This window comes from Segatella asaccharophila, from assembly GCF_054687055.1.
In genome coordinates this window covers 33372-52204 of the sequence record NZ_BAACAN010000010.1, presented here as the reverse complement: position 1 = coordinate 52204, position 18833 = coordinate 33372, and the positions used below count along the sequence as shown (strand labels likewise).

At 38.7% G+C, this 18833-nt stretch carries 15 protein-coding genes and 1 pseudogene; 8 read left to right on the top strand and 8 right to left on the bottom strand.

Annotated features, from left to right (window positions below):
• Positions 1 to 919: 919 nt before the first annotated feature.
• The 3 genes from ACYRYG_RS07825 to ACYRYG_RS07815 form a co-directional block, all read right to left on the bottom strand.
• Entirely contained in the window at positions 920 to 1588 is a 669-nt protein-coding gene (locus ACYRYG_RS07825; RefSeq protein ID WP_460197955.1) for a DUF4276 family protein, read from the bottom strand.
• A complete protein-coding gene (locus ACYRYG_RS07820; RefSeq protein WP_460197954.1) occupies positions 1585 to 2673 on the bottom strand; it encodes an AAA family ATPase in 1089 nt (362 codons plus the stop codon). The genes ACYRYG_RS07825 and ACYRYG_RS07820 overlap by 4 nt, the downstream gene beginning before the upstream one ends.
• A 249-nt stretch (positions 2674 to 2922) precedes the next feature.
• On the bottom strand, positions 2923 to 3108 hold the full coding sequence (locus ACYRYG_RS07815; protein ID WP_293442162.1) for a hypothetical protein: 186 nt from the start codon (positions 3106 to 3108) through the stop codon (positions 2923 to 2925).
• 214 nt (positions 3109 to 3322) lie between these two features.
• Here ACYRYG_RS07815 and ACYRYG_RS07810 point away from each other — a divergent pair, with 214 nt between their 5' ends.
• The 6 genes from ACYRYG_RS07810 to ACYRYG_RS07785 all read left to right on the top strand — a co-directional run bounded on the left by ACYRYG_RS07810 (position 3323) and on the right by ACYRYG_RS07785 (position 9469).
• The gene (locus ACYRYG_RS07810; protein ID WP_460197952.1) at positions 3323 to 3853 is read left to right on the top strand and encodes a sigma-70 family RNA polymerase sigma factor; all 531 of its coding nucleotides are present in this window, start codon (positions 3323 to 3325) and stop codon (positions 3851 to 3853) included.
• 37 nt (positions 3854 to 3890) lie between these two features.
• Positions 3891 to 4721, top strand: a complete 831-nt coding sequence (locus ACYRYG_RS07805; protein WP_460197951.1) for a FecR family protein — start codon at positions 3891 to 3893, stop codon at positions 4719 to 4721.
• A 6-nt stretch (positions 4722 to 4727) separates the two neighbouring features.
• Positions 4728 to 7352 (top strand): carboxypeptidase-like regulatory domain-containing protein, encoded by a 2625-nt coding sequence (locus ACYRYG_RS07800; RefSeq protein WP_460197950.1) that lies wholly within the window; start codon positions 4728 to 4730, stop codon positions 7350 to 7352.
• Positions 7353 to 7357: 5 nt separating this feature from the next.
• Entirely contained in the window at positions 7358 to 8281 is a 924-nt protein-coding gene (locus ACYRYG_RS07795) for a DUF4249 domain-containing protein (RefSeq protein ID WP_460197949.1), read from the top strand.
• A 73-nt stretch (positions 8282 to 8354) separates the two neighbouring features.
• Complete coding sequence (locus ACYRYG_RS07790; RefSeq protein WP_460197948.1) at positions 8355 to 8942, top strand: hypothetical protein; 588 nt, start codon at positions 8355 to 8357, stop codon at positions 8940 to 8942.
• A gap of 53 nt (positions 8943 to 8995) precedes the next feature.
• Positions 8996 to 9469, top strand: coding sequence for a hypothetical protein (locus ACYRYG_RS07785; protein WP_460197947.1), 474 nt, complete (start codon positions 8996 to 8998; stop codon positions 9467 to 9469).
• Between the two features lie 721 nt (positions 9470 to 10190).
• Here ACYRYG_RS07785 and ACYRYG_RS07780 read toward each other — a convergent pair.
• Both ACYRYG_RS07780 and ACYRYG_RS07775 read right to left on the bottom strand, forming a co-directional pair.
• On the bottom strand, positions 10191 to 11816 hold the full coding sequence (locus ACYRYG_RS07780) for an ISL3 family transposase (protein WP_394802090.1): 1626 nt from the start codon (positions 11814 to 11816) through the stop codon (positions 10191 to 10193).
• A gap of 460 nt (positions 11817 to 12276) precedes the next feature.
• Complete coding sequence (locus ACYRYG_RS07775; protein WP_460197967.1) at positions 12277 to 12588, bottom strand: helix-turn-helix transcriptional regulator; 312 nt, start codon at positions 12586 to 12588, stop codon at positions 12277 to 12279.
• 641 nt (positions 12589 to 13229) lie between these two features.
• Here ACYRYG_RS07775 and ACYRYG_RS07770 point away from each other — a divergent pair.
• Positions 13230 to 14063 carry a carboxylesterase family protein gene (locus ACYRYG_RS07770; RefSeq protein WP_460197946.1) on the top strand — a complete coding sequence of 278 codons (834 nt, stop codon included), beginning with the start codon at positions 13230 to 13232 and terminating at the stop codon, positions 14061 to 14063.
• 318 nt (positions 14064 to 14381) lie between these two features.
• On the opposite strand, the gene ACYRYG_RS07765 is transcribed toward ACYRYG_RS07770, so the two are convergent.
• On the bottom strand, positions 14382 to 14822 hold the full coding sequence (locus ACYRYG_RS07765) for a hypothetical protein (protein ID WP_294732210.1): 441 nt from the start codon (positions 14820 to 14822) through the stop codon (positions 14382 to 14384).
• Between ACYRYG_RS07765 and ACYRYG_RS07760 the strand changes: the two are divergent.
• A pseudogene (locus tag ACYRYG_RS07760) lies at positions 14777 to 15497 on the top strand (BRO family protein). The gene ACYRYG_RS07765 and the pseudogene ACYRYG_RS07760 sit on opposite strands and share 46 nt — an antisense overlap.
• A 293-nt stretch (positions 15498 to 15790) precedes the next feature.
• On the opposite strand, the gene ACYRYG_RS07755 reads toward ACYRYG_RS07760, so the two are convergent.
• Together ACYRYG_RS07755 and ACYRYG_RS07750 are read right to left on the bottom strand one after the other, a co-directional pair.
• The gene (locus ACYRYG_RS07755) at positions 15791 to 17947 is read right to left on the bottom strand and encodes a KAP family P-loop NTPase fold protein (RefSeq protein WP_460197945.1); all 2157 of its coding nucleotides are present in this window, start codon (positions 17945 to 17947) and stop codon (positions 15791 to 15793) included.
• Positions 17948 to 18114: 167 nt separating this feature from the next.
• Positions 18115 to 18708: a hypothetical protein gene (locus ACYRYG_RS07750; protein WP_460197944.1), complete on the bottom strand. Its 594-nt coding sequence runs from the start codon at positions 18706 to 18708 to the stop codon at positions 18115 to 18117.
• Positions 18709 to 18833 lie beyond the last annotated feature (125 nt).

Genomic DNA, 18833 nt, shown 5'->3' with positions numbered 1-18833 from the left:
TGGGAAAGAGACAGGTTCTCCAACTGTGTTCCCACCCATAATATATTCATACGCACGTCAGCCTGATCTGCCGGCAGTTTCCCCTTTTTCAGAAGCTGGTAAACCTTCTCGGCACCAGGCTGATCATGTACAGGAAAAGGCATTTGCCCCCATGCCTTTACTTCCGTTTCAGAAAATGACTTATAATCCCGGATTTCGGGACGCTCATTCAGTCCCAGCATCAATTGGTCTATATATTCCTGTTCCAAAAAGACCGATAAAAAAGCCATGGTCTGCGTCCCATCATCTTCATTAAAAAGAATCTGATGGATGCAATAGAGGCTCCTGCTGAGCAGATAGTCCTCGATAGCCTTCTTGTCGGAAGTCACCCCACGACACGAAGCAATCATCTGTACCAGCGGATCCTTGTCTACAATTCCATAAAGATTGAGGAATCCCATTGTCATCCTGTCCAGCAGTTCTTCACCCTGATCCAGTTTCTTTTGCAGCACTCGGTCAATCCAAGGTTTGAAAGCCTCCTTCAGATCTGTTGCAATGGAATAATACGCACAGTTCAGATCCTCAGGCAACAAGATTTTAAGTATTTCCATATCGTTCAGAGATAGTTGGTATAGCAAGAGCGGCGCCTTATATGGTTCATCATCCGGAGCCTCCACGACCTTCTTGAGAAATCGCAGTTCATACACCGTCTGGAATTCCAACACATGTGAAGGATTTCCCAGAATCATCTCAGCCAGTTGACTGGCAAACTCCTCCTTCCGGAGACTCGGCTTGATATGCCATCCAAATATTTTTGAAATGCTAACAAGCGACGTTTTCGGAGTTTCCATCAACAATTCCTTTAGTGTCGCAGTTTGCTTGAACCGTGGTCCCTTATTATTCTCTGAATTATTCATAATCTGATGTTCATTAAATTCTATTATAGATGCCTCTCACCATCACTACAAGCCTTGATCAATTTCATTATCCACGCTCTGAATCGTGGGCATTTATCCAATATCTGTTTGAATCCTACTCCTAAAGCAATAAGATTACCTTCTATCACTTTATCATAATCCTCCTTAATAGCCAATAAACGTTTTGACGGAGATTTTTCAGGCGAAGAGTTAATATCTTCAGGGTTAGGGAATTCATCAATTATTTTCCGGGTTTTCTGCTGTTCCTTATCTGAAAAATATTCTTCAAATCCTTTGTTAGAAGAATATAGTAAAGACTCAAACTCATGGAGTTGAATATACGGAATAAAACGATGGTCATGTATATCATCATCTATACATTTTTCCATTTCATCAACCTGAAGTTTATGATCAGATATCTTGTTGTATCGTTCTTTTTGTGGAAGTTCCGGACACCGGAAAAAGTCAACGAACATAGAAACAATAAAATCATCCTTAGGTGATGATAATAAATGGAAGACATCCCTTTTCAAATGCTCATAATTGACAAAACCGCCACTACCCTTTTTGCTGGTATGTATCAGGATTGGTTCAACGAAATAAATGCCAAAGTCACGTAAATAAGGAGCTATTAAAGTCCGGACAAATTCCTGTTCACTTTGTCCTTCTACAATAATATAGAGTCTTTTCATGGCTGCCCTCCAATTACGTTCTTCCGCCATATCTCTCCCATACTATAGTCATTGATCCATTCAGACAGATCTGTTGATGACAGTCTGTTGAATTCTGTCTGATCCTCTTTCCTGTCAACGACAACAATATCTTCAGCTTCAAAACAATCAACAAGATTAACTGATTGGGTAGCCACAATTACCTGAGTTTTCTTTGAAGCTTTAATCATGAGAGCAGCAAGCTTATTTATAGCAGAAGGGTGAAGGCCTAACTCCGGTTCATCAATAATAATGGTATCTGGCAGATTGGGTTGCAGTAATACCGTTGCTAAAGCAATAAAACGAATTGTCCCATCGGAAAAACTATGAGCATCCAAATACATATCCGATCCCATCTCTTCCCATTCCAATTTGATTATATTGGGATTTATCCGGCTCGGTTGCAATTTAAACCCCTTAAAATAGGGTGCAATGGACCTTACAACACCTTCTATCAGTTTTAAAGATTTGGGATTCGTCTCTTGAAGTTTATACAAAAACGCTGCCAGATTTGCTCCATCATGTCTTAGCTTCTCATTATCATCTATGGGACATTCACGTCTCATAGGAGAAGTCTCACTGGAATCATGAAAATGATATACCGTAAATCCTTTAAGGAAGTTTCTCAGATATCCAGCTCTCCATTTCGGACTATTCTTTATTCCTGACTCCTCGACATTCCTATCCCAATAAGTCTTATTCCAGTCAGAATAATTTTTAGTATTTTTATTATTCCAATTGAAATAATCTCCAGAATACTCTATAAAAGCCTTATTGTCTATTGTCGGAGTTAATTTAAAGAAAAAGGCATTTGTGTTTTTAAAATCAATAAGTCCCTTGATAAATTCAGAATGTTTGGGACCTTGATAAAGAAACCTGCCAATACCACCGTGCTTTAAAATGAAACTGCCAAGTTGCTGATCAAACATTTTCTGCACCAGTTCAAAGAATGAAATAAAATTACTTTTACCCACTCCATTTGACCCAATCAATACATTCAAATTTCTCATAGGAATTTCTGCCTTCTGTATTGACTTGTAATTTTCTATAATAATTTGATCAATCATGTTATATTTCTTTCAAACAGAATAAATGAATTTAAATATTTGAACTGTTATCTAAAATCATCATTTCTGCTCCACTTTATTAAATAGACATTCTCTTAAATAGGACAACACAAAGTTAAGCAATAATTCCCTCTTTCCTTCTCTTTTCTTTGTAATTCTTCAAAATTCATTAAGGATAAAGCCTTGAGTTTTTGTTTTCTTATCATGATTGTAAAAGGTCAGCAAAGAAAGTCTTATCCACGCATTTTTTCAATAAAGCAATCCACACATCCACAGAGGGATACGATGCCTGCGTCCTATTTCCGTATCGGCAACAGCAAGATAACCATCATCAATATCAGCTATCTGATCAAAAGTCTTACCTTTTCCTCCAACTTCAAAATAATATTTTCCATCAACGAAGAAATCCCCTTTACAAGGATCTTGCTCTGTCATATTATTATTCTTTTTCTATTTGCAAAGATAAGCAATAATAATGAATGGAAACACTAAAAATACCATAAAATTAGTGAATGGAAACACTAATTATCAGTATAACCTGATATTTCCGGATATTCAGACTCAAGGCACAAAAACATAAAGAGTAATATTCCGGATTCAATATTTATGCTTATATTTGCATTACGGTCTGAATATAACGAACATTTTTATGTTAAATAAAGAGCCTAATCAGAAAGATATTGATGAAACTTTCAGATTATATTATCGCCCGCTATGTATGTATGCCACCTCTTTATTGGGAGACACAAATAGTGTGGAAGACATTGTGATGGAATGTTTCATCCGTTGGTGGAACAAGATAAAAGCTAACACACCTGTCCTGAATACCAAGAGTTATCTGTTCATTTCCGTAAGGAATGCCTGCTACGATGCCAACAAACATACCAGCAGCACCCCTTCTTTCGTTGACATTGAAAAAGCCGGAGATAAAGCTGACATCAATGAGGATGAAGACAATTCCGAGCGTGCAGCACAACTCTGGACGGCTATAGATTCTCTTCCGAAGCGGTGCCGTGAGATCTTCCTGATGAGTAAACGGGATCAGGATACCTATGCAGAAATTGCAGAGAAACTCCATTTATCGGTAAAGACGGTAGAAGCCCAGATTACAAAGGCATACAAAATCCTCCGCGGAGAAGCCCGGAAAATCTATTTCTTTATTTTTTCTCTCTTTTCATAAGGGTATTCAGGAATCGGACAGTCTTTAAAATAAAAAGATGGGGAAAAACAAGAAATGGAACGAGATACTTGATTTCGTTGTCAGATACTATCAGGAAGGTAAATTTGACACCCGGAAGGCGATTTCCACCTTTCATGAAAAGACCGGTTATGGTTCTATACTTCACAGAAGGAAAGTATTGGCCTGCCGTATTGCAGCCGCTGCTGCCGGAATCCTCTTGCTGACAGGAATCGGTATCGGTTTATTGCAACAAAACAGAGATACGGTTCTCATAGCTTCGAATGACAGCATCAAGACCCTTACCATTGCAGACGGCAGCAAGATAATCATAGCCCCTCATTCCTCCGTTTCCTATCAGGAGAGCGGCAAGACTGCAGATACAAGAAATGTATATCTCAAAGGAAAGGCTTACTTTATCATCAAGCACAACCGTCGGAATCCCTTCACGGTACACAGTGACCTCGGACTTGTGGAAGATATAGGAACAACCTTCCAGGTAGATGAAACCTGTCGGGATATATCCAAAGTCTATGTTGCCAGTGGCAAAGTCCGTTTCTCTGCACGGGACAGGAAGCATAACCTTGTCCTCACCCAAGACAAGGCAGCAGAAATCTCCAGAGGAGATCCTCAGCCTCATCTTATCTCTTCCGATCATTCCAACCAGACCGCATGGGCAACCGGCATCTTCATCTTCGACAACACCCCTGTCAACAAAGCCCTGAAAGAGATAGACGATTGTTATCAGGTCAAACTGGCAACAAGCGACACCACCAAGTCCATATCGGGTGAGTTTAAGACCAGGAATGTCAACGACATCATCAGTGCATTGGAAGATGCACTTCACATTACCATCCATATCAAGAAATAGGAAGCCATGAAATCTATTTTGATCGTACTCCTGTGCATGTTCTCAAGTTTCGCTTATGGTCAGACCATCGGCCAGGAAATCAAGAAACTGCAGAAAGAAAAGAAAATATTCGTCATCTATGATTCCAGTATCCGACTGGATACCCCCTATCATGGCCCGTCTCTTAAGAATATGCCAGTTGACAAAGCCCTGGACAAACTCTTCCGGAACACCGGTATCATCTGGACAAGAAGTGGGATAAACATCATTCTTGGAAGGAAACCGCAAAAACAGAGCAAGCAGCAGCCTAAGGCAAAAGTGAAGAAAGAGAATGTCCACAGGAAGTACACCATCAGCGGTTACATAAAAAATGAAAATGGTGAGCCGCTAGTCAATGTGACGATCTATGACAAGGAAGAAAAACAAGGCACGCTGACCAATGAATATGGATTTTTCAGTTTCACTCTTCCCGAAGGCACACATTCTCTGCGGATTTCCTATATCGGTTGTCAAGACATCCACCCCAGGATCAAGTTGTCCGGGAATAAAAGAATCGATTTCCAGTTGCAGGAAAATACGACGCTGAATGATGTGATTGTAAAAGGTGACCTGAATTCACCCTTGCTGACCACCCAGACAGGAAAAAGATCCCTGACCTCTGCCGACTTCAACACCGAATTCTCTTTGCTAAGCAGTCCGGATGTCATCAAGACCTTACAGCGTATCTCCGGTGTTGCATCAGGAGTGGACCTCGCTTCCGGACTATACGTACACGGAGGAAACAATGACGAGAACCTGTTCCTGCTCGACGGCACCCCTCTCTATCAGACGAATCATTCCCTGGGACTTTTCTCTTCTTTCAATACGGACATCATCAAGAATGCTGACTTTTATAAGAGTGGATTCCCCGCAAGATATAGTGGCAGACTGTCTTCCGTCACGGATGTCAGAACCAAAGACGGTGACCTCTACCATTATCATGGCCTCTGGTCACTGGGACTTCTGGATGGCAGGATCTCTCTGGAAGGACCTATTGTCAAGGGAAAGACCTCTTTCGTGTTCAGCCTCCGCAGGAGTTGGATTGACCTGATCCTGAAACCTATCTTTGACATCGCAAACCATCGCAAATCGGATGACGACAAGTACACCGTCGGCTACCTTTTCCATGACCTGAACTTTAAGATCACCCATCATCTCAGTGACAGAGACAAGATGTATGTCAGCATCTATTCCGGACTTGACCACTACAATGTCCGTGATAAAAGTGCCTGGGAAGAAGACTATGAAGATATGAAAAACAATTTCAAATGGGGGAATCTGAATCTGGCCCTGGGATGGGACCGGCAATGGGGAAACCGTCTTTTCTCCAATATAGCAGGGATATTCACCTATAATTATTCCGGATTGGATTACTCTGATGACAATTTTGAGGAATCAGATGATGGCATCCGTCATCGTACCAGTCTTGAACAGCAGCACAATCACTCTAAGATATACGACGGAGGACTGAAAGCAGATTTTGATTACCGGCCGGACAACCGGAACAAGATCAATTTCGGAGGAACCTTTACCCAACACCTTTTCAGGCCACAGACCATTCAGAAATCCTACTATTATGGCGATAAGGATGAAGCAGTGGATACCGTGCAAATGAAAAGCCATAATATCAAACACTCCAGTGAATTTACGGCTTATGCAGAAGACGAGATGAGAATCACAGACCAATGGAGTACAGACTTCGGACTGAACTTCTCTTCATTCTCAACGAAAGGCAAGATCTATCATTATCTTGATCCCCGTCTGGCTACAAAGATTCAAATGAGAGACAACCTCTCTGTCAAATTATCCTATACGATGATGACCCAGTATGTCCATCGCATTGCCACATCTTATCTGGATATGCCCACCGACTACTGGGTACCGACGACATCCACTGTCCTTCCTGCCCGTTCTGGTCAGGTCGCAGCAGGTATCTATGCTCAGCCCGGCCGTTCATGGCTTCTCTCCATAGAAGGATTTTATAAAAGGACCCGCCATCTGTTGCTCTATCGTCACTGGGCAGGATTCCAGCCAGCAGCATCACGATGGGACAAGGACGTCACAGACGGCGACGGCCGCTCCTATGGACTGGAATTCGACGGCTACTATCACCATGCCCGAATGAGCCTTCAAGCTGCCTATACCCTTTCATGGACATTAAGGAAATACAATGAAATAGGAACCGGATGGTTTCGGGACCAGTTCGACAACCGGCATAAGATCAATATCACATGGAGATACCAGTTTTCTCACCGAGTTGGAGTCTATGCGGCATGGACTTACCATTCCGGGAACCGCATGACACTGCCCGACCAGTATATCTTGCTTCCGGATTTCCCTAACCATAAAGAAGAAAATGAAATAGGAAAATTCTACAGCAAATCCAACAACATGGCCTTGCCGGCTTATCACCGGCTGGATATAGGCGCTAATTTCACCCACCGTACCCGTCACGGCAGAGAAGGCATCTGGAATGTCAGTATCTATAATGCCTATTGCCACCTGAACACCATGCGTATGAAAATATATGAGAAGGATGATGGCACTTATACTGCCACGACCAGCGGATATATTCCATTGATTCCTTCAGTAAGTTATACCTTGAAATTTTAATCGTCATGAGATATTTCCTTATCAGTTGCATCCTCATATTGTTAGCCTGTACAGCCTGTCAGGATCATATTAATATTGATCAACTCTCGAAAGACAGCCAACTGGTCATCTATTGTTTCCCATCTTCCCAGGACACGACGGAGATATTTGTTTCTTCTTCCATACCGGTAAAAGGAAAGAACATGTTTCTGGATACGGCCCAGGTAAGTTGTACGGTCAACGGAGTACAGAGGGTGGTCAAGTTTCTGAAAAAAGTAGATGCTTACAAGACCTACCAACCCGTCTATTATTTCACAGGGCAACTGCATACCAAAGACCGGATAACCGTGCAGGCCAGTGCAAAAGGGATGAAAGCGGCTTCATCCACCACCACTATCCCCGCTGTGCCGGAAATAACGAAGACAGAGATGGGGTCTGTATTCAACGACGGGGTCTGGTATGACCAAATCCGGCTCTCTCTTAAGAATTCTACTTCACCTGCGAAATATGCAGTGAGGGTGATTGGACTTGCCGGAGACTATGATGGAGATCTTGATTCTATCATAACACACAAAGAGGTTGAAGAAGTTTGCACGTATGATGAACCGGTGCTGAACAACTACACACTGGGAGAAAAGATATTTGATGAATCCAATGACTTCTACCAGAATTTCTATGTCTTCGATAACAGTTCATTCCTCCATGATTCCACCTATACATTGCACTTGGATATACGGTCTGAGGGTGATGTTGGCGCTTATCGTGTAGAACTTTACCGTCTCACCCCTGAGTTATATAATTTCTTCAAGAGTGTCAATGACAGTAATAACAACAGCACAGCCAACTATGGAATATCATTTGTCCGACCGAGCTATACCAATATTAATAATGGCATAGGGGTCATGGGAGGTTATGCAATGACGAAAAGTAATTGGATAAAAGAAAAATAATTTGTGTTCACATAGGGGTATACTGATATTTTATAGTCTTTATAATGAACCCAACCAAAATACCATTTATTAAATGAAGAATAGCATTTTTATATTCATTTTAGTTATTTGCTCATTGTCTGCATGTGACAAAGATGACAATAAGATGAAAGCAGATCCTTTCATTTTTAACTTGAACTGTGAGAATGGAGAGTTTGATGGAAATCCTGTTTGTATTAATGACACAAATTATAATATCAATTTCGGAAGGTCATATTGGATAACATATTATAGAGATGAAGCCGATTCTTCCACATTGTCCCTCGACTGGCGATTAGTGCTGCAGAATTTAGGAGACTCAGCTGTTGGAATCCGTCTTTGCTTGAACAATATCAATAGCAGAAAACATCAAGTTTGTTTTTCCAAAGATAAGGAGCAGTTGGACAAGTGTCGTTTGATTTTAGAAAATATCCCCAAACAACAATTCTCTATATATACTTCTTCACCGGATTATCCTTTATACTTGACATGGAATACTTTTGACTGGAATAACAAAGGCAGAAGTGATAAAGAATACTATATAGAAAAACTTGGAATAAGAGGACATTTGTGGGGCACTTTCTATAACAAAGATAAGCCTGACGAAACACATAATATCAATATCAAGTTTATTCTTCTTTAGTAAACGTCTTATTACGAAACAGTAATAGAAAATCATTTTTATAAATAAAAACTATGAAACAAAGAATTGTATTAGCCTTATTAGCTTTCTTGTCAGTACTTGCAATTGTATCATGTACTAAATACGATAATGACGGCGATTGGTTTCCTGATCTCAACAAGACCTCCATCTCATTGAGTACCACGAAAGCGGATACGATATATAGCCTGAACAAGAGAAAATTTTCCATTGATGGAGTACAAATGATAACAAGGAAAGATGATTCTCCTGCCAGTGACTGTATATCTTTCTATCATCAAGATCAGATTACGTTTAATGGGGCACAGATCGGAACCATCATTCACAATGGAGATCAGATTGATATCGTTGATATTCCTAACCTTTGTAAGATCTCAATTCTGAAATCTAAAGAGAAGAAATTGAAATGCGCTTATCTTATCCAACCTTATGAGCATGCAGAAACCTTTCCTTATTATATAAAACTTATTGTCATGGATACTGCCCCTGCAAAAGTTACTATCAAATAAAGAATCCATACGGAATAATCGTTTGATCATTCCATTATCTTAAAAGAAGTGTATCATTGTTTTTCTCTGATACACTTCTTGTTATTTGTAGCAGGTCATCCCAACTTCTGTTTTTACAAATTGATGTGGCATCTATTAAAACCAGATTGTCCTTCAGCATGGGAATGCCTTTCATATCACATAGCAAGTTTGTGTTTTCACACCATTTATTCGAATTTCCTTGATTATTGCAAATATAATTATTATACCTACAATAAGAAAGAGAGCCGAAGAGATCAGATTCCAGTTCCGGTTAGATGAAAAACACAAATGACAATACCCAACATACCGTCAATTTCCACTGATGGCAAAGACTACCATTCTCCCCTTTCTTATTAATCACCCAGCAACAAGCATTCCCTTCTATTTGCAGAATCCGGCAATCATAATGAATGGAAATACTAAGAATGTAGTCAAATCAGTGAATGAAGATATTAAACCTCGGTATGGCTTAATGTTTCAAAAATACTCCAAATAAACCTATATGCACCATATCGCAATGCTGTATGCACCATACAGCAAAGCCCTATGCACCATATCATAAAGCGGTATGCACCATCCAGGTAATTAATGACTATGATTCGTGACTTTAATCGAATTCGACAGGCACTTTTCTCCGTCATAAGCGAGATCAGTAGACGCTTCCTTTCTATCCATGCAGAATAGATGGTTCTTCTTTAATTTAGTTGAAGAAGATATGTTCTAGAACCAGCTTATTTCTTAGGAGTTCAATACTGGCCCGTCCGTACATGGATCTCTTTACCACCTTTAATTTATTTACAAATCCTTCCGTAATCCCATTCGTAACATTGTATTTAATCGTGTTTACGACAGCTTTATAATCCCGTTTTATGCCGATAAGGAAAGTCTTGAGTGTACCAATGCCGGTTTTCCAATAGAGTTTCATCCATTTTAACAGCCGGGTAGCATCATGTCCGGTAATGATCCCGTAAAAGGAATCTGTTGCCTCATACATTTCATAGAACCAGGTAAAGCCGGATAATATCGAAATAAGCCTGTCATCCTCTGCATTAGTCCGTTTTCGAATTTTCTTTCCTATGATTATTCCTATTGCCTTGATTGACATTAATGCCGGCCGTTTGTCTACCGGCCGTCTCTTTTTCTCCGGTACTTTCTTGTTTTGGGATCTGGAATCCTTATAAACATCTTCAAGATAACGGTAATGATCATAAAAGGGGGTAAGGGAGCCATTAAATCCCATAGTGTATATGTCCTTGAAGATTGCACGCAGGGATTTACCATCTGCATACTGTCGTTCAACGAATGTATTATATTTGTTGTATTGTTTTCTCAGTTTACTGCTTCTGGGAGGTAATGAATCCAGACGGCAGAATTTTGTTGAGGTCATTCTGGCTATGCCCAGTTTCCTTGCTATAGTCGCCGGTTTAAATCCTTTTGACTGCAACTGCTTGACTTCATCAAACATTACCTGTCTCATATCAGGTTTATTACTGACCGGATGAATGCAAACTGTCTTTTCTTCCTTCACGGATACCGCATCGGCTGTTCCGGTGTCAGGCTCCTTTACTTCATCCTTGTTTTCCAGGACAGCCTTCCTGTAATCTGCATAGTGCAGGCCGACCAGCCTGGTTATCCGTTCCATAATATTCTTAACCAGATGGAACTTGTCTGCTATTTCTGTTATAGGGCGTCCGGTAGAAGCTATCGCACTACTGTAATCCGTAGAGCGGTCACGGCTGACAAGGCTTACCGACGGATGGACGCTTATCCAGTCACGGAAGCTTTCCTCCTCACGGTCTCCGAGTAAATCTATGGGATGCCGGCCGGCCAGGTCTATAATAATGCTTCCATAGGCCATGCCCTTCCGCTGCGCCCAGTCATCCACGCCAATTCGTCTGATGTCTCTGTATGGAGAAACATGCAGACGATGGAGATCACGAAGTACGGTTGACTGACTCAGGAGGATCCCCGACATGGACAACAGCCTGGACGCATTCTCCGATGATGATGACAGACCTTGCCGCATTACTGCCATCTCACACCTTCGTGTCCTTCTGCGGTATCTGAACACTTCCTCTCCAGGCTGCTCGGCAAAGGTCTTGCGGAAACAGGACCCGTTTGTGCAGAACATCTTTCTTGCCTTGAAGATTATCCTTGTTTCCTTGCCCATGAACGGCAAGTCTTCCAGAGTCCTCTCGTAAAAACTGTGGACCTTACCGCTTCTATGTCCACAATACGGACATACTGCTGTTTTTGCCCTTGAGGATACATAAATGGAAATCACCTCTTTTCCATATTGTATGTTTTCTATTTTAAATTCAGGCATATTCAAAATATGCTTAATAAAATAAGAAAAAACATCTTTTGATGCATGAAAGGTCTTGCTGTTACGACTTTTTGTCGTATCTTTGGCGTTGTTAGGATATGCTGGCACTGTTTTGTTATTTGTGTTTAGCGATATAAAGTTACAAAATATTTGTCAGATATCCTAATTTTTATCGTTATAAAACTTTGATGATCAGTTAATTAAATATAATATTATTCCACGACATTATGTGACAAATTAATCTCATTCCATCAACTAAATTAAAGAAGAACCGAATAGATAGACACAAGAGAAGAAGCCATACTGATTTCATTGACAAGCATACATTCTGATTCCTCTTTTCAATAAAAACAGGCGATCCCAAACATTATTAAATTTTCTTTCTTTATTCCATTACAAACTAAAGATAATCCATTTCACTGCTATTCGTTGTTGATATTAAAAGCGTCATACACACTAGTTATCCAAGTACCAGAGAAAACCTCAGTCCTAAGGCATTGGCAATTTGGATGAACGTTGAAAGTTGCATATCACAGTTGCCCCGCTCTATAGTGGATATATATTCCCGTTTCTTTCCGATACGGTCAGCGAGTTGTTGCTGCGTAAGTTTCTGGCGCTTACGTTCCTCTTTAAGTAATTCGGCATAATACCAAGACTTGGCACGGGCCTCAAAAGCTTCACGTGATGGTGTGCCGGGCTTGCCATATTTCTCATCCAAATGATTATTCACAGTTGGCAGTTTATTCCATCTCTCTTCATTGATCTTTATCATAAATCTTCCTCCCATTCTTTTAAGATTTTCCTTGCTTTCTTAATTTCAGCTTTATATTGCTTTGAGCTTTTTTCGACAAAGGAATTCAGTAATACAATCTTGTGACTTTCCATAAAGTTTTCAGCATCAATAGTAAATAAGAAAGAACGGTATTGGTTATTGCCAAGTGATACTCTCTCATTTCATAAAACTCTGTTGTTTCAATTCGCTTAACAAATTTCTTACTAACTATCTTTTGCGTCAACATAATTTGAAAGACATAATCATATTTGCCTTTGACATCATTGGACAGAGTCTGGAAGTAATCCTCAAACTCCTTCGTGTAAGTTACTTTCCTAATAATCTGTTCCATGTCACAAACATAAGTAGTTTATTACAAATCTCCAAATATTTGTACGTTTTTAATTCCATCCTCCAATATCAGGCAAACCAACACGTCTACTTTAAAAATATTTCTAGTGTCTACGAAAAAGGACTGATACGCTGTCTGATTTTCAAGGAGGGCTACACAACTATCTTAAAGTATCTCAATTAAAATTACGATAACTTATTATTGAGTCAGTCTTGCCATTTTTTAATTTAGCCCTATTGCGAGATATTTTATTTATCACTATCTTTGCTACATAAATATATCCATGTAAATGAAGAAAACGATATTACTACTTCTGCTGACTATTGTTTCGCTCAGTTCTTCAGCATACGATTTTCTTCGACCCGTTAAAGGACTGATACCCGGAGGATATAATTTCTGGGTATATACACCACAAGACTATTATTATTCACTCGAAAGAACTCCAGTAATAATATTTCTGCATGGTGCCAGCCTTTGCGGACACAACCTTAATAAGGTACGCCGCTATGGTCCGCTTGATGCCATCGTGAAAGGGCGGGACATAGAAGCGATAACTATTGTTCCCCAGAACCCAGGCGGGGCATGGAATCCTAAAAAAGTAATGCAGGTCTTGGATTGGGTAAAGTCTAATTATCAGTGTGACAGCACTCGCGTATACGTGTTGGGGATGAGCCTTGGCGGCTTTGGCACAATGGATGTCTGTGGCACTTATCCTGACAGGATAGCCGCAGGTATTGCCCTATGTGGTGGTACATCACTAAAAGATGTAAGTGGATTGGGCAAACTTCCCTTCTGGATAATTCATGGTACAGCCGATAGGGCAGTTCCCATCAGACAGTCTAAAGAGGTAGTTGAGAAGTTGCAAGACTCTCATAATGACAGTCGTTTGCGTTATGAGTGGTTAGAAGGCGGCAATCACGGTACACCGGCCCGTATATTCTATCTCAAAAAGACCTACGAATGGTTGTTCTCTCACAGTTTGGTGGATAAAGGCCGCCCCGTCAACAGAGATATCAACATCGGAATGTCTGATATTCAGAAGGCTTACAGTGATATACATTCCGGTACGGATAATCCGGAAATCATAGATGGCCCGAGTATAACTACCGGACATGAATACTAATCACAAAAGGTCACGCCTCCGTACATCATATATTAAGTCCATACCATTTCTTCATTACTTCATCAGTTCAGACATGAGCGCATCCACACTTTTGTAAGTATCCTTTTTATTCTTATCATCAGATAACAATTACGACATGAGTTTCCCTGCAAAATCCCTGACAATACATCATACTCACGGGTAACCGATTACCTCACCTTAAAAAATACACGGAGCATAAATCGCTCTATAAAAGATCTGGCATAGACATTAAGTGATAGAGAGTTATGTACTATTAGAACATTATAATCAACAAAATTGGTCTAAAATTGGTCTAAATTATTCATTTAAGAACTCTGTCAACTTCCACTTCATTCCAACATTAAATATTTTATTATCTCTCTTGAGTTTAGATAAGAGATTCGTCACAAATTTCTTTTTAGCCGTAACATCTTTATTTTGCGGTAATGATTCTCCCAAATAATCAATTATTTCCATACGATTAGCTCCTTTAACTCCTATATTATTCAAAAACTCCAAAATCATATTGCTATACCTAAGAGAAGAAAGTCCTTTTTGCTGTGTATACAAGGATACTTGGTGAGTCTTCCGTGCAATGCCTAAAGAGATTATAAAGTTTGGTTTACGTCCTTCTATTAATTTTTTATCTCTTAATATCTTAATTGCATCATCCGTGATAGGCTTATGCTTTTGGATAGAATCTAACCAAATACATTCCTTTAAAGAAAGAATTATACAATGGCTTCGAAGAAGCTGCATTGGAAACAGGAGGCATCGAATGCTGGAGTGCAAGAGACTTACAACACTTATTGAATTATAACTTATGGCAGAATTTCAATAAAGTTATTGATAAAGCAAAGATTATCTGCCAAAAGGCAAATCAAAAAGTCGAAGACCATTTTATTGGCGTCAATAAAATGGTCAAACTGGGATCTGGAGCAGAGCGTCAAGTTGAAGACATCCTTCTCACTCGCTACGCCTGCTATCTTATCGCACAGAACGGAGACCCGAGAAAGGAGCAGATTGCCTTTGCACAAACTTACTTTGCAGTACAGACACGCAAGGCCGAACTCATCGAGCAGCGTCTCATGGAAATAGAACGTGTCAAGGCACGTACGAAACTACAGGAGACAGAAAAACATCTTTCAGGAATCCTTTATAGCCTTCCTTCCTACCATTAGCATTAAAGCCAAGGACTTCGCAGCCGAAATGACCAATGTCAATGTACAACAGAAGAATCTGTACGGTGAAGGACAGATTGCCACGGAACATGTGGACAACAATAAGGCTGTCCGGAAAATGATGATTGACAGAGGCATTGTACCTGAGAATCTGCCCCCTGCTGAAGATGTCAAGAAGGTCGAAAGGCGGCTGGCTAGTGAAGAGAAAAAGGCTTTGGAAAACAAGAATAACAAAGGCCAGAAAAAGAAATAATCTCCCTCCTCTATATACAGGCCAACTCTCAGACAGTTAGTTCAACATAAAATGCTAGCTGCAAACTTAAGACTTAAGACAAAATAGGCTATGGTACCGATTAGAGTGATACAATGGTACCGATTAGTGCGCTATCTTGGTACCGATTCGCTGATACTGTCACCTAACGAAACTGCAGCCAACCCCTCTCAAGGCAAAGGGGCTCCTTAAGTGTCTCTTAAGAGGTTGTAGACTTCCCTACTAAATTTTGAATGATGCAAGAGGGACAAGCTAAAGGCTTACAATTAATAAATTTAGTCCCGTATATGATTCTTTTTATAAAGTTCAACAAACTGCCCAATATAATCTTTATCATCCTCCACCTTCTTTTCTTGATTATTTAAATTCACATTGTTACTTATTTGGATGTAGTTTGGATAAGCTGCACATAAATTTCTATATACATAATCAACATCGTAAACCGTTTTGATTTCATCATAGTTTTGTTGAGAGAGTGGAACTTTATAATAATTCTCTTCGCTTAGTAATGGTTTTGCAAGTGTAATACAGCTAGTAATGATATTTAATGCTAATTTAGGATTATTATCAACAAAAGATTTATAATAGTTATCAAAATCTTGTTGATCCAATTTTTTCCATTCTGCCAACACATAACCATTTACTAAACCTAAATCACAGAAATATGGCTTTCGTACATAGACCTTCTTTATTTTACATATTATAATCTTGACTACGTTATCCAAATCTTTCTGGTCTAAATCTATTTCATTATGGTCTATTCTATATTTTAAATCGTTTATTATTTCATCTAAAAATCCTATACTGTCAGATTCAACTAAAACTTCATCAAGAGACTCATTAAGTTTCGGAGATTTATCTCTAAGCATATCAAGCAATAAGTCGCAATATGATCTCCTTGAAGTAAATCCAAAAGTCCCTTCGTTATTATATCGATCTCCATTACGAGATATAATGATACCAAGTTTTCTTATTAGACTCCAATCATACTCTGTATAATGGACTTGCAATAAAAGCCGCAGTGCATCTTCATATTTATCTAAGTATGGAACAATTGATGGCAAAGACTTATCTATTGAACATTGTGCAATCCCTTCTATAAGTTCATTAAATACAGTATCAGAAAGATCTCCATCCAAAACCGTATACATAAAATACCTATCAAAATAACGAGCAGAGGATATACGTTTATCTTTTATCCAATTAGAGGAATAAAGACTTCTATTTATTTTACCTTTGGTCTCTCTTAAATAGGGAAACAATGTTTCTAATATATTATTCAAAGCTCTCGCTCTCTTCTCTTCAATTTTGAGTCTGTGTATCAATTTGCCTTCCCAAGAAAGATAATTATTCTTCCTCTCATTATTCTTTTGCTGAAGAAAACTATTATTTGAATCAGAATATGAATATAAAAAATAATTACTGTCATTCCTTATAAAATTATAAACATCAGGTAAAGAAATTCTAATTACCTCAATAAGAAATAAATCAGAAGCATTAACCTCTTTACTAATCATCGGGATAGCAAATTTCAAGCCATTTATATATCGGTTAATTGCACGAGGCGTATTTAGAAAAACCAATACATCATTTAAATGCTGGATAAAAACACGAAAATCGTTTTTATCTTTTTCATGATAATTTTCATCTATTACAGGAGTAATATTATCAATAAGGTATTTACGTAAGTCCGTCACTAAAATTGTTGGCAATTCTAATGGAATTTGTATTATCTTTTCAAGGAAGTCCATCCCTGTATTTACATTCCCCTCTTCATTAAAATGTTTACAAATAGCATTTGCTACTTCTTTTTTGTCACAAGCTAGAACATATATTGTATGAGGGAAGTTTGCATTTAACCGAACTAGTTTTAGTAAACTATAGATCTCATCTTTATCTAATCTGTCAATATCGTCTAACATAATAATGATTCGATCTTTCCTTTTTGAGATAAAATCATCTAATTGTGCCTTTATTCCTTCCAGATTCAATTTATGGCTCGGTTTAAACTTAAGATTCAGACCTGCTTTTACCCCAGCAACAGGTATTTCTGCCCCTATTCCTATAGAATATTCATCAAAAGATTTAAGAATCTTTTTTCGACATTTTTTTGTTATATCTTTAGATTCGTCATAGTTATTCCTTAATTGATTAAAGAATGCATTAAGTAATGCTAATTCATCTTTATATCTCCATGGGTTAAAATGTATAATGCTATAATTATCTGCTTGTTTCTCTTTGATTGCCTCCCCTATCATGTTCAAAACTGAAGTTTTTCCACTGCCCCATTCTCCATAAATAGCTATCACTAACGATGAGCTATCATTATATCCAATAATTGCATCTGCAACTCGGACTGCAAATGGCTTTCTTTGAAATCTATCTTCTGCCAAAGTAGATATAGAATTATCCGAACTAAAAATTTCTTTCATACGATATATATTGAACAAGTCTTTGTCTCATTTTTCACTCTCAAATATAAAATTTCATAACATAGCTGCAAACATTCTCTTCTGAAGATTGTAATTATTTTTTGTCCTCTTTCTTTGAGGATTTTTCAAAATTTATTTGCAGTAAAATCGAAGACTTTAGCATCTCATTACTCTTCTTTATTGAAGCTATAAAATGACATGAAGGTCAGATCCTTGAGATATGAAGGAATCTCTTTTCCTATTTTATGATAATAAACCTCAAGAGACTCTATTTTTCTCTTTTTCCTTTCTTCAAACAATTTACTTAGATTATTTTTCGGCTCATAATAACCTCCATAGCATTCACCATCCTTTATTTTTATCTTATATGAATCGCTTTGTATGAGTTGACAGATCTGGCTGATATATGGAATCAGCCTATTATATAAGTTATGGTTTAAGAAATCGAAGGCCTCCTCATCTTTACCTTCAAGATGCAGCAACATCACTTTGTGCGAGATATACTCATTCGTATCAGGCTTCTCCGTTTCAACAAATTTCTGCTTCAGTTTTTTCACATCATCGGTCATTCCCCAGACCTTAAAGAAAAGAATGATTTGCAGAACAGCAAAGACAAAGATAACAATGGAACAAAAGATTATCCAACCGTTTATTCCACTTGATGACCGCTGTCCATAAGTCGCTGCATATTCATCATCCTGGGCAAAAGTCATAATGTTCGTTGCCAACAACAGCAACAGCAAAACAGTTCTCTTTTTCATGGTTTATTAATTCTGATTATATATTTGTCGTATCATACGAAGAGTTTGTTATTTCATCATTAAACAGTAGAACCAAAATAATTTCCAGACAGAAATATCAGTTAAAACAATAAGATGGTATGATT

Excerpts from the sequence above, each read along its gene's own strand:
- ACYRYG_RS07750 (WP_460197944.1), bottom strand. The coding sequence starts at position 18,708 with ATGAAAAAGAGAACTGTTTTGCTGTTGCTGTTGTTGGCAACGAACATT.
- ACYRYG_RS07765 (WP_294732210.1), bottom strand. The coding sequence starts at position 14,822 with ATGCAGCTTCTTCGAAGCCATTGTATAATTCTTTCTTTAAAGGAATGT.
- ACYRYG_RS07820 (WP_460197954.1), bottom strand. The coding sequence starts at position 2,673 with ATGATTGATCAAATTATTATAGAAAATTACAAGTCAATACAGAAGGCA.
- ACYRYG_RS07790 (WP_460197948.1), top strand. The coding sequence starts at position 8,355 with ATGAAGAATAGCATTTTTATATTCATTTTAGTTATTTGCTCATTGTCT.
- ACYRYG_RS07795 (WP_460197949.1), top strand. The coding sequence starts at position 7,358 with ATGAGATATTTCCTTATCAGTTGCATCCTCATATTGTTAGCCTGTACA.
- ACYRYG_RS07800 (WP_460197950.1), top strand. The coding sequence starts at position 4,728 with ATGAAATCTATTTTGATCGTACTCCTGTGCATGTTCTCAAGTTTCGCT.
- ACYRYG_RS07770 (WP_460197946.1), top strand. The coding sequence starts at position 13,230 with ATGAAGAAAACGATATTACTACTTCTGCTGACTATTGTTTCGCTCAGT.
- ACYRYG_RS07785 (WP_460197947.1), top strand. The coding sequence starts at position 8,996 with ATGAAACAAAGAATTGTATTAGCCTTATTAGCTTTCTTGTCAGTACTT.
- ACYRYG_RS07805 (WP_460197951.1), top strand. The coding sequence starts at position 3,891 with ATGGGGAAAAACAAGAAATGGAACGAGATACTTGATTTCGTTGTCAGA.
- ACYRYG_RS07775 (WP_460197967.1), bottom strand. The coding sequence starts at position 12,588 with ATGATAAAGATCAATGAAGAGAGATGGAATAAACTGCCAACTGTGAAT.
- ACYRYG_RS07755 (WP_460197945.1), bottom strand. The coding sequence starts at position 17,947 with ATGAAAGAAATTTTTAGTTCGGATAATTCTATATCTACTTTGGCAGAA.
- ACYRYG_RS07780 (WP_394802090.1), bottom strand. The coding sequence starts at position 11,816 with ATGCCTGAATTTAAAATAGAAAACATACAATATGGAAAAGAGGTGATT.
- ACYRYG_RS07825 (WP_460197955.1), bottom strand. The coding sequence starts at position 1,588 with ATGAAAAGACTCTATATTATTGTAGAAGGACAAAGTGAACAGGAATTT.
- ACYRYG_RS07810 (WP_460197952.1), top strand. The coding sequence starts at position 3,323 with ATGTTAAATAAAGAGCCTAATCAGAAAGATATTGATGAAACTTTCAGA.
- ACYRYG_RS07815 (WP_293442162.1), bottom strand. The coding sequence starts at position 3,108 with ATGACAGAGCAAGATCCTTGTAAAGGGGATTTCTTCGTTGATGGAAAA.